Here is an 11,999-nt window from a genome sequence, read left to right as displayed (position 1 = left end):
GACCATGACGCGATTCCTCATCCGCCGGCTGCTGTCCGCCGCGCTCACCCTGTTCGCGGTGAGCGTGCTCAGCTTCCTGATGTTCTTCGCGCTTCCCCGCGACCCGGTCACCGGCATGTGCCCGAAGAACTGCAACCCGGAGCGGCTGGAGCGGGTCCGCCAGGAACTGGGCCTGCGTGATCCGCTGATCAGCCAGTACGCCGGCTACATGAAGGGCATCTTCACCGGCCGGGACCTGGGCAGCGCGCAGGGCGGCCGGTGCGACGCCCCCTGCCTCGGCTGGTCGTACGTGTCGAACGAGGCGGTCTCGGACACCATCGCCCGGGTGCTGCCGGTGACGCTGAGCATCGTCATCCCGGCAGCGATCCTGTGGCTGCTGCTCGGCGTCGGCCTGGGCATGCTCTCGGCGCTGCGCCGGGGAAGCTGGCTGGACCGGGCGGCGATCGGCTTCTCGCTCACCGGCGCCTCGTTGCAGCTCTACTTCGTCGGCGCGGTGCTGCTCATCGTCTTCGTCTACAACCTGCGCCTGCTGCCGGTACCGAGCTACACCTCGTTGTTCGAAAACCCGCTGAAATGGACGAGCGGGCTGGTGCTGGCCTGGGTGGCGCTGGCGTTCCTCTTCTCCGCGATCTACGCGCGACTGTCGCGGGCGCAGATGCTGGAGACACTGTCGGAGGACTTCGTCCGGACCGCGCGGGCGAAGGGCCTGGCCAAACGCAAGGTGTACGGCCGGCACGCGCTGCGCGCCGCGATCACGCCGGTGGTGACGATCGCCGGTCTGGACGTGGGTGGGGCGCTGGGCGGCACGGTGATCACCGAGACGACATTCGGTCTGAACGGGATGGGGCGTACCGCTGTCGACGCGGTCCGTGCGGGCGACCTGCCGACCATCATGGCGACCGTGTTGATCGCGGCGGTCTTCGTGGTGCTGGCGAACGTGGTGGTGGACCTGCTCTACGCGGTGATCGACCCGCGGGTGCGGCTCGGTTGAACCGCGACGAAATTTATCGACAACTGTTACCCAACTCGTAGCTTTTCTTCTTTAGGATCCTCGGGACGTCGGCGGGAGCGCTCGGCGAACGGGTGGAGGAGGTAGGACATGCGACCACGCGCAGCGGCCGCCGCTGGCGGCGCCATCGCACTGGTTGTGGCACTCGGTGCCTGCTCGGAGAACACGGGCGAAGGCACCACTGTGGACACCAACCGGCAGCAGGCCGGGGTCATCGCGACCGACCCCAAGGACTCGCAGGGGCCGGCCGCCGAGATCGACGGCGCGGCCAAGGGCGGGACGTTCACCATCATCCGGGAGACCCCCATCTCCCACCTGGACCCGCAGCGGACGTACTCGTTCGCCGGCCTGATGGCCAGCCCGCTCTTCGCCCGCTACCTGACCACCTGGAAGGACGACGGCAAGGGTGGCCTGGTCCTGGTGGGTGACCTGGCCGAGAACCCGGGCAAGAACGTCGACAACGACTGCAAGGTCTGGGAATTCACCATCAAGGACGGGGTGAAGTTCGAGGACGGCAGCCCGATCACCTCCAAGGAGATCGCGTACGGCATCGCCCGCTCCTTCGACCCGGACCTCACCGGCGGCCCCACCTACATCCAGGAGTGGCTGGCCGACACCGCGCAGTACGACACCAAGTGGGACTTCAAGCAGAACAAGACGTCGCTGCCGCCGGGCCTGACCACGCCGGACGCCAAGACGCTGCGCTTCGAGTTCGCCAAGCCGCGCTGCGACCTGCCGTTCGCGGTCTCGCTGCCCACCACGGCGCCGCTCAAGCCGGAGAAGGACACCGGGGTCAACCTGGACCAGAAGCCGTTCTCGTCCGGCCCGTACAAGATCGCCAAGAACCAGGTCGGGGTCCAGCTCACGCTGGACCGCAACCCGAACTGGGACGCGAAGACCGACCCGGTGCGGCACCAGTACCCGGACCAGTTCGTCTGGAGCTTCGGCCCGACCGCCGACGCCGCCAACAACCGGGTGATCGCGGACAACGGTGCCGACCAGAGCGCGCTGGCGTTCAACTCGGTGCCGGCCTCGCTCGTGGCCAAGGTCGCCGGTGACCCGGCGCTGAAGCCCCGCACGCTGCTGTCCCCCACCCCGAGCGCCAACCAGCTCGTGATCAACACCCAGCGGGTCAAGGACCTGAAGATCCGTCAGGCGCTCAACTACGCGATCGACCGTGAGGGCCTGGTCAAGGCGCTCGGCGGCCAGACCGTCGCGCAGCCGATCACCACGCTGATGCCGCCGTCGACCATCGGCTACAAGGCGTACGACGCGTACCCGGCGGGCGCCAACGGCAACGTGGAGAAGGCCAAGGAGCTGCTCGGCGGCCAGACCCCCGAGCTGGTCCTCGGCGTCGCCGACAACACGACCGAGCAGGCGGAGGCGGTCCAGCTCAAGGGCAACCTGGAGCGCGCCGGCTTCAAGATCACGGTCCGGAACATCCCGGACGACGCGAAGCTGGACGAGATCAAGAAGAAGGACAACCCCTGGGACCTGTACATCGGCAACTGGGCGGCGGACTGGCCCAGCGGCGCGTCGATCCTGCCGGTGCTCTACGACGGCCGGACCATCAAGGCCGAGGGCAACAGCAACCAGTCGTACTTCAACGACGACGCGATCAACGCCGAGATGGACCGGATCCTGGCGCTGCCGCCGTCCGAGCAGGGCCCGGAGTGGGGCAAGCTCGACGAGCGGATCATGAAGGAGCACGCGCCTGTGGTGCCGCTCTACGTGGACGTGGCGTACAACGTGCACGGGTCCAGAGCGGGCGGAGTGTTCATCTCCTCCGTGTTCGGCTACCCGAACTTCGTCAACGCGTACGTCAAGCAGTAGCCGTCGTGGAAGGAAGGGCCCCTTGTTAACGCCGCGCGTTAACAAGGGGCCCTTCCTCTACCGCAGGCGTTAAAAGGGGGCCCTTCCTTACAAGTAGCGGCGGAGGAAGTCCAGCTCCAGGCGGAGCAGGCGCTCGGACACCCCGCCGGCGGCCAGGTGGCTCGCGCCGGTGAGCGGCAGCACCGCGTGCGGGCGGCCCGTCGCCAGCAGCGCCGCCGACAGCCGCAGCGTGTGCGCGGCGAGCACGTTGTCGTCGGCCAGTCCGTGCACCAGCAGCATCGGCCGGGCCTGCGCCGGGTCGCCCAGCGGCTCGGCGGCCAGCTCGACCAGCGAATGGTGTGCGTACACGTCCATCCCGTCGTCCGGCATGCCCAGGTAACGCTCGCTGTACGCGGTGTCGTACAGCGCCCAGTCGGTGACCGGCGCGCCGACGATCGCGCACGTGAACAACTCCGGGTGGCGCAGCACCGCGAGCCCGGCCAGCCAGCCGCCGAACGACCAGCCGCGCACCGCCACCCGTTCCAGGTCCAGATCCGGGTGCTTGTCGGCGAGTGCGGTGAGCGCGTCCACCTGGTCGGTGAGGATCACGTCCGCTACCCGGCGGTGGATCGCCTTCTCGAACGACGGCGCGATGCCCGGGGTGCCCCGGTTGTCGATGGTGACCACCGCGAAGCCCTGCTCGGCCCACCACTGCCGTTCCAGCCAGACGCTGCGGGCCGCCACCACCTCCTGGTGGCCGGGGCCGCCGTAGATGTCAAGCAGCACCGGCAGCCGGGTGCCCTTGACGTGTTCGGCCGGGTAGAGCACCGCGCTGGGCAGCCGCCGGTCGGTCACCCGGACCATCGTCGGCCGCGGCGCGTACGAGCAGGTGGCGGCGAACGAACGCAGCTCACCCACCTCACGGTCGCCGTGCCACACCCGCCAGCGGACCCCGGCGTGCTCCAGCGACGCGATGCCCACCGCCAGCGTGGACCCGCCGATCGAGGCCGTGTGCCAGCCCGGATCGCTGCCCATCCGGCGGGCGTCCATGCCGCCGCCGATCGTGGTCCGCACCCGGTAGAGGTGACGCTGGCTCGGTTCACCCTCGCTCGCCTCCACCAGCAGGTCCGCCGGCGCGTTCGGGCCGTTCGGCAGCCGCCCGACGACCCGCCGCACGTACAGCGACGGCGGCGTGAGCAGCGTGCCGTCGGCGAACAGGCAGCGGGCGTCGTACCCGTCGTGGGCCAGCTCGCCGCCGACCAGCACCCGTCCGTCGGGCAGGTGCGCCGGGGTGCCGGGGATCGGCTCGACCCAGCGCGGGTCGGCCAGCTCGGCGTGCACCTGCGTCTCGCCGGTACGCGGGTCCACCGCCAGCACCAGGCCGTGCTGCTGCGAGCGGCGCAGCACGGTGATGAGCGGTCCGCCCTCGGCCCAGTCCACCGAACTCAGGTACGGGTAGGTCTCCCGGTCCCAGTGCACGTCGACCCAGCCGCCGTCGAGGTCGAGCAGGTGCAGGCTGACCTCCGCGTTCGGCCCGCCCGCCACGGGGTACGCGAGCGACGTCGGCGGGGTCGCCGGGTCGGCCGGGTCGTGCAGGTACCAGCGTTCCAGGCGGGACTCGTCGACCCGGGCCGCCAGTACGCTGCGCCCGTCCGGCGCCCACCAGTACCCCCGGTAGCGGTGGAACTCCTCCGCGGCGACGTGTTCGGCCAGCCCCCAGGTGACGCCGCTGTCCTCCCCGGCGAGCAGGTTGTCGGTACCGTCCGGCTCCACCACCCGCAACTGGCCCCGGCGCACCCCCTCGGCGGCGTCGGTGACGTACGCCAGCCGCTCGCCGGCCGGGTCGGGTCGCGGGTCGATCACCGGTCCGACGGCCGTCACCTCGACCACGTCGCCGTGCACCAGGTCGGCCCGGAACAGCCGCCCGGCCAGCGCGAACGCGGCGACCCGTCCGGCCGAGTCCAGCGCGTACGAGCCGATGCCGCCGGAGCTGAGCCGCAACCGCTCGCGCAGTGCCCGCTCGCCGGGGGCGAGGCGGGCCGGTTCGGCGTCCGTGCCCAGCAGCACCGCCGGGTCCGCGACCAGTCGTTCCTCGCCGCTGTCGACGTCGAGCAGCCAGAGCGCGTCGGCCGGGTCCTCCGGTCCCGCGGAACGCAGGAAGATCACCCGGGCGCTGTCGCCCGCGACGGTGACGGCGCGCGGCGCCCCGTGGCTGAACCGACGGGTACGGGCGGCCAGCTCGGGAAAGTCCACGCCTGCAGCGTAGGCGGGCGCCGGAGGTGATGTGGCCGACCTGGGCGGACGCATCACCGTCGAGCGGGCAGGACCGCCGGTTAGAGTGACGGGCGTGACGACCCTGCCCGACCGGCGACTTCTGCTGGTCCACGCGCATCCCGACGACGAGTCGATCGGCACCGGCGCGACGATGGCGCACTACGCCGCCACCGGTGCCCACGTCACGCTCGTCACCTGCACCCTGGGCGAGGAGGGCGAGATCCACGTCCCGGCGCTGGCCGGGCTCTGCGCGGCCGAGGCGGACCAGCTCGGCGGCTACCGGATCGGGGAGCTGACGGCGGCCTGTGCCGCGCTCGGCGTCACCGACCACCGGTTCCTCGGCGGCGCGGGCCGTTACCGCGACTCCGGCATGATGGGCCTGGCCACGAACGAGCACCCGAGGGCGTTCTGGCAGGCCGACCTGGACGAGGCCGCCGCTTACCTGGTGGACGTCATCCGTGAGGTCCGCCCCCAGGTGCTCGTCACCTACGACCCGGACGGCTTCTACGGCCACCCCGACCACATCCAGGCGCACCGGGTGGCGATGCGGGCGGTGGAACTGGCCGCGGACGAGGGGATCGCCCCGGCGAAGGTCTACTGGACGGCCATGCCGCGCAGCGTGCTCGACGCGGGTCTGGAGACGTTCACCGAGTCCTCGGACAACCCGTTCGCCGGCATCGAGAGCGCCGACGAGCTGCCGTTCGGCACGCCGGACGCGGAGATCGCCGCCCGGATCGACGCCACCGACCAGTACGCCGCCAAGGAGGCGGCGATGCGCGCCCACGCCACGCAGATCCCGGCGAACTCCTGGCTGTACTCGATCGCCGGCAACTTCGGCGGCGAGTTCATGGGCGTCGAGTACTTCACGCTCGCCGTCGGCGACAAGGGGCCGGGCGCCGGCCCGTACGGCTGGGAGGGCGACCTCTTCGCCGGGATCGCCGTGGACGGCGCGCAGCGGTCTCCGGTCGCGGCGGCCGGTCTCCGGTGACGTTGCCGGCCGTACCCGTGTCGACCCTTCCCGAGCAGCCGCCGACGGCCGCGACGCCGAGCCCGGCGGAGCGGGCGCTCGACCGCGCGTTGCGGGTGGCCGGCGGTGTCGTGACGGTCTGGGCCGGCGTCCTGCTCGCGTTGCTCGAACTGATCTTCGCGACCTGGGCCTGGAACATCGTGCAGGGCCTCTCCGGCGTGCCGCAGGCGCTGGTCGGGATCGGCGCGGTGGCCGTCGGGGTCGCCGCCGTGGTGGCGTCGACTGTGCTGCTGGGCTCGTACGCGCGCCGGTCGACCGGTGGCCGCTGGGCGATCGTGCTGGCCGCGCTGCCGTGGTTTGTGGTGATCGTGGCGGGTGGTGTCCGTACCGTCGAGGGTGATCTCGCACTGGTCGGCGACAACGTGCTGGGCCTGGCGCTGATCGTGGCCGGCGCGATCACGTTCGCGGTGGTGGGCTTCCGGCAACTGGTGACGCCGCCGCCTGTCCGCTGAGGTGCTGACGGCGCACCGGCAGCGGTGGTAGACATTCCTGCCAGAGGGCCCGCCGAGGGAGCGGGCGGTACGGCGGGAGGCGTGCGATGGGTCAGCGGTGGCGTGCGGTGGGTGTGCTGGCAGCCGCGTTGTTCGGGGTGAACGTGGTGGCCCGGCTGGTGATCAAACTCGCGTTCCCGGACGACGACACCGCGACCGGCCGTGTCTCGCTCGCCATGTTCCTGGTCATCGGACTGATCCTGGCCGGCACCGCGTTCCGGTGGGGCGCCGACCGGCCGCTGGACCGCTGGGCCGGTGACCTGGCCGCCGCGGTCGCGGTCGCGCTGGCGCTCACCGTGTTCGTCGGCCCGCTGCTGGTCGGGGAGAACCCGTTCGGCGGCGGCGCGGGCCTCTTCTTCGCCCAGATCTGGCTCTACCTCGCGGCCAGCGCGGCGGGCGTGCTGGTCGGCTACCTGATCCTGACCGCACTGGGCCGGGACTACCGGTCCCGCCAGCTCAAGCGCTACGCCGAGATGAAGCGCACCCGGCCCCGCAAGATCGTCCGGCGCTGACCGTCCGCCGCTCAGGCCGTCGGGGCGACCCGGGTCAGGTAGGTGTGGTGGGTGGTGAAGCCGAGCCGCCGGTAGAGCGTCACAGCGCCGGTGTTGCTCTGTTCCACCTGGAGGAACGCGCGGGCGGCGCCCTCGTCCGCACCCCAGTCGGCCAGGGCGCGGACGACGGCAGTGGCGAATCCCCGCCGCCGCGCCTCGGGCAGCACTTCGAGCAGGCCGAGGCCGAGCCAGCGGCCCCCGCCGGTCACCGTCCCCCGGCCGATGGCGAGCAACCGGCCGTCGACGCGCAGCTCCGCGAAGCGGACCCGGTCGACGGCGGTGAGCACGTGCCGCGCGGCGTCCGGCAGGCCGCCCTTGCGGCCGGCGCAGATGGCCAGCCAGTCGTCGGTGGGCGTGCCGGTCAGAGTCACCGGCGGCGTCCCGGCGGGTGATGCCGGCGGCGGGGGGTCAGCGGCCGCCGGCATCGCGACGCGCCCGGGGTGCACGTCGGCGGGGACGGTCTCCGGCGGCGCGGTCAGGGTGCGCAGCGGGACGGTCTGCACCAGTACCGGAGGCCGGGACGTCCAGCCGCGGGCGTCCAGCTCCGCCCCGACCGGTGCGGCCAGCGGCAGCGGGGTGTTCACCAGGGCGGACCCGCCGCGCTCGGCGTACCAGCGCTGCACCGCGTCGAGCGCGGCGGGCAGCGGGCGGTCCGGGTCGCCGGCGGGTAACGCGCTGTTCGCCCGCCCGGTCCAGCCGTCGGCCCAGCGCAGCAGCCAGTCGCCGAGCCGTCCGCGTACCGGTGCGGGCCACGCCTCGTCGGCGGCCAGCTCCAGCGCGACCACGGCGGCGGCGGTGGGCCGGCGGGCCGGCGGCACCCGCTTGGCCCGATGCACCTCGGCCACCGGTACGCGCAGCGGCCCGGCGTCGGTGGACAGGGTGATGTGGGTCTCGCTCAGCTCCACGAGTTCGCCGAGCGCGTCGGAGAACAGCGTGCGGCCCTCTCGAATCCCCACAATCCGGCGGACCACGATCCGGTGTCCCACGTCCTGCTGTCGGAGCACGATCGACCCCCTCCCCGGCGAGATACTAGGCTCTTACCGTTGCGGTTGATCGCGACGAGTCTTGCGGAGGAGAAGACCGGTGACCTACATCATCGCCGAGCCGTGCGTGGATGTGCTCGACAAGGCATGCATCGAGGAGTGCCCGGTCGACTGCATCTACGAGGGCAACCGGATGCTCTACATCCACCCCGACGAGTGCGTCGACTGTGGTGCCTGCGAGCCGGTCTGCCCGGTGGAAGCGATCTTCTACGAGGACGACGTCCCGGAGCAGTGGAAGGACTACACCGGGGCCAACTACGAGTTCTTCGAGGACCTGGGCTCGCCCGGTGGCGCCTCGAAGATCGGCAAGGTGGAGAAGGACGCCACCTTCGTCGCCGCGCAGCCGCCGCGCGGCGAGGGCCACTGAACCGGCACTCGCCGGTCTCGGCACGGCTGCCCGACTTCACCTGGGACACCCTGGACGCCGCGGCCGCGACGGCCGCGGCGCACCCGGACGGTCTCATCAACCTGTCGATGGGCACGCCGGTCGACCCGGTGCCAGACCTGATCCGGCAGGCCCTGGCCGACGCGTCCGACGCACCGGGCTACCCGCTGACCGCCGGTACGCCCGCCCTGCGGGACGCGATCGCGGCCTGGGTCGCGCGGGCCTGCGGCGCGGGCGTCGACGGCCTGGGCGTGCTGCCGACGATCGGCTCCAAGGAGCTGGTGGCCTGGCTGCCCACGCTGCTCGGGCTCGGCCCCGGTGACGTGGTGGTGGTGCCGTCGGTGGCCTACCCGACCTACGAGGACGGGGCCCGGCTGGCCGGCGCGACGACGGTACGCACCGACTCGCTGACCGCCCTGGGCCCGGATCCCCGGGTCCGCCTGGTCTGGGTCAACTCGCCGGGTAACCCGACCGGCCGCGTGCTGCCCGCCGCCCACCTGCGCAAGGTGGTCGAGTGGGCGCGCGAGCGCGGCGCGGTGGTCGCCAGCGACGAGTGCTACCTGCCGCTGGGCTGGGACGCCGAGCCCGTCTCGGTGCTCTCGCCCGAGGTGTGCGGCGGCTCGTACGACGGCGTGCTGGCGGTGCACTCGCTGTCCAAGCGCTCCAACCTGGCCGGCTACCGGGCCGGGTTCGTCGCCGGTGACCCGGCGCTGGTGGCCGAGCTGCTCAAGATCCGCAAGCACGCGGGACTTATCGTGCCGGCCCCGGTGCAGGCCGCCATGGTGGCCGCGCTCGGCGACCAGGAGCACGCCGACGCCCAGCGGGAGCGCTACCGGGTCCGGCGGGAGAAGCTGCGGGAGGCGTTCACCGCCGCGGGTTTCACAGTCGAGCACTCGGAGGCCGGGCTCTACCTGTGGCTCACCCGGGGCGAGGACTGCTGGGAGACCGTGGACCGGCTGGCCCGCCGCGGCATCCTGGTGGCCGCCGGTGTCTTCTACGGACCGGCCGGTGCCCGGCACGTCCGGGTGGCCCTCACCGAGTCCGACGAGCACGTGGACGCGGTGGCCGGGCGGCTCGCCGGGGCCTGACGTGGCGGGCGGGCTGGCGCGGGCGGCGGTGGTCGGCACCGGACTGATTGGCGGTTCGGTGCTGCTGCGGCTGCGCGACGCCGGGCTCGACGTCGCCGGCTGGGATCCCGATCCGGTGGCCCGCCGGCAGATACGCGACCGGGGCGTCGACGCGCCCGACACGGTCGAGGAGGCGGTCACCGGCCGGGACGTGGTGTTCCTCTGCGGCCCGCTGCCCACGCTGCCGACGACACTGGCCCGGGTCGCCGCCGTGACCGACGAGGCCTGCGTGCTCACCGACGTGGGCAGCGTCAAGGCCGAGGTGAGCACCGCCGCCACCGTGCAAGGGCTCGGGCACCGCTTCGTGCCGGGCCACCCGATGGCCGGCGCGGACCGCGCCGGAGCGGGCGCGGCCAGCCCGGACCTGCTCGACGGCGCCGCCTGGGTGCTCTGTCCGGGGCCGACCGGCCTGGGTGCGTTCCGGCGGCTGGCGATGCTGCTGGTGGACGTCTTCCACGCCCGGGTGGTGCCCATGTCCGCCCCGGAGCACGACGGCGCCGCCGCGCTCGCCTCGCACGTGCCGCACGTGCTGGCGGGCGCGCTGGCCGGCACCGTGCACCGCTCGGCGCTGCGGGACGCGGTGCTGACGCTCGCCGCCGGTAGCTTCTCCGACGGCACCCGGGTCGCCGGCGGGCCACCCGAGCGGACCGCGAACATGCTGCTCGGCAACCGGGACCGCGTACTGGCCGAGCTGGACGCGCTCGGCGCGTTCCTGGACGAGCTGACCGAGGCGCTGCGCGGTGGTGACGCCGGTGCCCTGGCCGACCGGTTCGCCGAGGGGCGGGACGTTCGCTCCACGCTGCGGGCCCGTACGTTCACCGCGCACCGGCGGGAGTTCCCGGCGGCCGCCGACCACGCGGGCGAGCTGGCGTACCTGCGGGAGCTGGGCACGGCGGGCGGCCACCTGAGCGAGGTCCGGGAGACGGCCGGCGCGGTCACCTACACGGGACACCTCCCGGCCACCCCGCCGTTAGGCTGAGCGGCATGGCGGACGCACCGGTCGTGGCGGTACGCGGTGAGGCGTACCGGGAGACGGCTCCCGAGCTGGCCCGGTTCACGGTGACGGCGGTGGCGCGCGACCGGGACCGGGAGACCACGCTGACCCGGCTGGCCGAACGCGCCGCCGCGGTGCGCGCGCTGCTGGACGCGGCCGAGCCCGCGGTGGAGCGCCGGGAGACCGGCCAGGTCCACGTCCGGCCGGTGACGAAGCGCTCCGGCGACCGGGTGGTCGCCTACCAGGGCAGCCTGAGCACCACCGTGACGACCACCGACTTCACCGCGCTCGGTGACCTGATGCTCCGCCTGGCCGACCAGGATCAGGTCGAGGTGGCCGGGCCGGTGTGGTCGCTGCGGCCGGACAGCCCGGCGTACCGGGAGGTGCGGCAGGCCGCGATCGCCGACGCGCTGGTCCGGGCCCGGGAGTACGCCGAGGCGCTCGGCGCGCGGGTGATCGCGTTGCGCGAGCTGTCCGACACCGGGATGAGCGCCGGCCCGCCGATGATGGTCAAGGCGGCGTACGCGCGGTCCGGCGAGCCGGAGCCGGAGCTGGAGCTGGACCCGGCACCGCAGCCGGTGCACGCGGCGGTCGAGGCGCGGTTCACCATCAGCGAGCCGGTGCTGGGCTGATGCCACCGGCGGAGGTGCTCGCGCTCGACGAGCTGATCGCCCGGGCCCGTGCACTGGCCGGGGACGGCCCGCGGCAACTGCTCGGCATCGCCGGGGCGCCGGGGGCGGGCAAGTCGACGCTGGCGGAACGGATCGTGGCCGCGCTCGGCCCGTCCGCCCGGCTGGTCCCGATGGACGGGTTCCACCTGGCCGGGCCGGCACTGGCGCGGCTCGGCCTGGCCGGGCGCAAGGGCGCGCCGGACACGTTCGACGTCAACGGCTTCGTCTCCATGCTGCGCCGGTTGCGCCGCCTGGAGCCGACGTCGGTGTGGGCGCCGGAGTTCCGCCGCGACCTGGAGGAGCCGGTCGCCGGGTCGATCGAGGTGCCGCCCGAGGTGCGCCTGGTGGTCACCGAGGGCAACTACCTGCTGCTGCGGGACGACCCGTGGGAGGAGGTGCGCACGCTCGTACACCAGGTCTGGTTCCTCGACCTGGACGCGGAGCTGCGGCTGCGCCGGCTCACCGCCCGGCACGAGGCGTACGGGAAGTCGCCGGAGCAGGCCCGCGCCTGGGCGCTGGGCAGCGACGAGGAGAACGCCCGGCTGGTCGCCGGCACGGCCGGGCACGCCGACCTGGTGGTACGCCTGGCCGACCCGCCGCAGGCGGCCTGACCGG

12 protein-coding genes are annotated in these 11,999 nt (G+C 73.1%); 10 read left to right on the top strand and 2 right to left on the bottom strand.

Annotation, left to right across the window (positions count from 1 at the left end; translation table 11 throughout):
• Positions 1 to 4: 4 nt before the first annotated feature.
• Both GA0070215_RS00905 and GA0070215_RS00900 read left to right on the top strand, forming a co-directional pair.
• Positions 5 to 991 carry an ABC transporter permease gene (locus GA0070215_RS00905; RefSeq protein WP_091040944.1) on the top strand — a complete coding sequence of 329 codons (987 nt, stop codon included), beginning with the start codon at positions 5 to 7 and terminating at the stop codon, positions 989 to 991.
• 108 nt (positions 992 to 1,099) lie between these two features.
• The gene (locus tag GA0070215_RS00900) at positions 1,100 to 2,842 is read left to right on the top strand and encodes an ABC transporter substrate-binding protein (RefSeq protein ID WP_091040943.1); all 1,743 of its coding nucleotides are present in this window, start codon (positions 1,100 to 1,102) and stop codon (positions 2,840 to 2,842) included.
• A gap of 87 nt (positions 2,843 to 2,929) precedes the next feature.
• On the opposite strand, the gene GA0070215_RS00895 is transcribed toward GA0070215_RS00900, so the two are convergent.
• Positions 2,930 to 5,074: a S9 family peptidase gene (locus GA0070215_RS00895; protein ID WP_091040941.1), complete on the bottom strand. Its 2,145-nt coding sequence runs from the start codon at positions 5,072 to 5,074 to the stop codon at positions 2,930 to 2,932.
• 85 nt (positions 5,075 to 5,159) lie between these two features.
• Here GA0070215_RS00895 and mshB point away from each other — a divergent pair, with 85 nt between their 5' ends.
• The 3 genes from mshB to GA0070215_RS00880 all read left to right on the top strand — a co-directional run bounded on the left by mshB (position 5,160) and on the right by GA0070215_RS00880 (position 7,125).
• The gene (gene mshB, locus GA0070215_RS00890) at positions 5,160 to 6,083 is read left to right on the top strand and encodes an N-acetyl-1-D-myo-inositol-2-amino-2-deoxy-alpha-D-glucopyranoside deacetylase (protein WP_026267709.1); all 924 of its coding nucleotides are present in this window, start codon (positions 5,160 to 5,162) and stop codon (positions 6,081 to 6,083) included.
• A 17-nt stretch (positions 6,084 to 6,100) separates the two neighbouring features.
• The gene (locus tag GA0070215_RS00885; protein ID WP_244166822.1) at positions 6,101 to 6,574 is read left to right on the top strand and encodes a hypothetical protein; all 474 of its coding nucleotides are present in this window, start codon (positions 6,101 to 6,103) and stop codon (positions 6,572 to 6,574) included.
• An 86-nt stretch (positions 6,575 to 6,660) separates the two neighbouring features.
• Entirely contained in the window at positions 6,661 to 7,125 is a 465-nt protein-coding gene (locus tag GA0070215_RS00880; protein ID WP_026267711.1) for a hypothetical protein, read from the top strand.
• An 11-nt stretch (positions 7,126 to 7,136) separates the two neighbouring features.
• Here the strand turns inward: GA0070215_RS00880 and GA0070215_RS00875 are convergent, their stop codons facing one another.
• Positions 7,137 to 8,168, bottom strand: a complete 1,032-nt coding sequence (locus GA0070215_RS00875) for a GNAT family N-acetyltransferase (protein WP_091040937.1) — start codon at positions 8,166 to 8,168, stop codon at positions 7,137 to 7,139.
• A 79-nt stretch (positions 8,169 to 8,247) separates the two neighbouring features.
• Between GA0070215_RS00875 and fdxA the strand changes: the two genes are divergently transcribed.
• The 5 genes from fdxA to GA0070215_RS00850 are packed head-to-tail and all read left to right on the top strand — an operon-like array spanning position 8,248 to position 11,995.
• The gene (gene fdxA, locus GA0070215_RS00870; RefSeq protein ID WP_007464872.1) at positions 8,248 to 8,574 is read left to right on the top strand and encodes a ferredoxin; all 327 of its coding nucleotides are present in this window, start codon (positions 8,248 to 8,250) and stop codon (positions 8,572 to 8,574) included.
• Entirely contained in the window at positions 8,571 to 9,680 is a 1,110-nt protein-coding gene (gene dapC, locus GA0070215_RS00865) for a succinyldiaminopimelate transaminase (protein WP_036345218.1), read from the top strand. The genes fdxA and dapC overlap by 4 nt, the downstream gene beginning before the upstream one ends.
• A gap of 1 nt (position 9,681) precedes the next feature.
• Entirely contained in the window at positions 9,682 to 10,698 is a 1,017-nt protein-coding gene (locus GA0070215_RS00860; RefSeq protein WP_018784715.1) for a prephenate dehydrogenase, read from the top strand.
• Between the two features lie 5 nt (positions 10,699 to 10,703).
• Entirely contained in the window at positions 10,704 to 11,345 is a 642-nt protein-coding gene (locus GA0070215_RS00855) for an SIMPL domain-containing protein (protein WP_091040934.1), read from the top strand.
• A complete protein-coding gene (locus tag GA0070215_RS00850) occupies positions 11,345 to 11,995 on the top strand; it encodes a nucleoside/nucleotide kinase family protein (RefSeq protein ID WP_018784717.1) in 651 nt (216 codons plus the stop codon). Before GA0070215_RS00855 ends, GA0070215_RS00850 begins: the two co-directional genes overlap by 1 nt.
• Positions 11,996 to 11,999 lie beyond the last annotated feature (4 nt).

Origin of the sequence: Micromonospora marina, assembly GCF_900091565.1 — a bacterium.
In the GTDB taxonomy this organism is placed as follows: Bacteria; Actinomycetota; Actinomycetes; order Mycobacteriales; family Micromonosporaceae; genus Micromonospora; species Micromonospora marina.
The sequence above is the reverse complement of the archived record's forward strand: the minus strand, read 5'-3'. Positions and strand labels throughout refer to the sequence as shown.

Excerpts from the sequence above, each read along its gene's own strand:
- GA0070215_RS00900 (WP_091040943.1), top strand. The coding sequence starts at position 1,100 with ATGCGACCACGCGCAGCGGCCGCCGCTGGCGGCGCCATCGCACTGGTT.
- GA0070215_RS00880 (WP_026267711.1), top strand. The coding sequence starts at position 6,661 with ATGGGTCAGCGGTGGCGTGCGGTGGGTGTGCTGGCAGCCGCGTTGTTC.
- GA0070215_RS00850 (WP_018784717.1), top strand. The coding sequence starts at position 11,345 with ATGCCACCGGCGGAGGTGCTCGCGCTCGACGAGCTGATCGCCCGGGCC.
- GA0070215_RS00855 (WP_091040934.1), top strand. The coding sequence starts at position 10,704 with ATGGCGGACGCACCGGTCGTGGCGGTACGCGGTGAGGCGTACCGGGAG.
- GA0070215_RS00905 (WP_091040944.1), top strand. The coding sequence starts at position 5 with ATGACGCGATTCCTCATCCGCCGGCTGCTGTCCGCCGCGCTCACCCTG.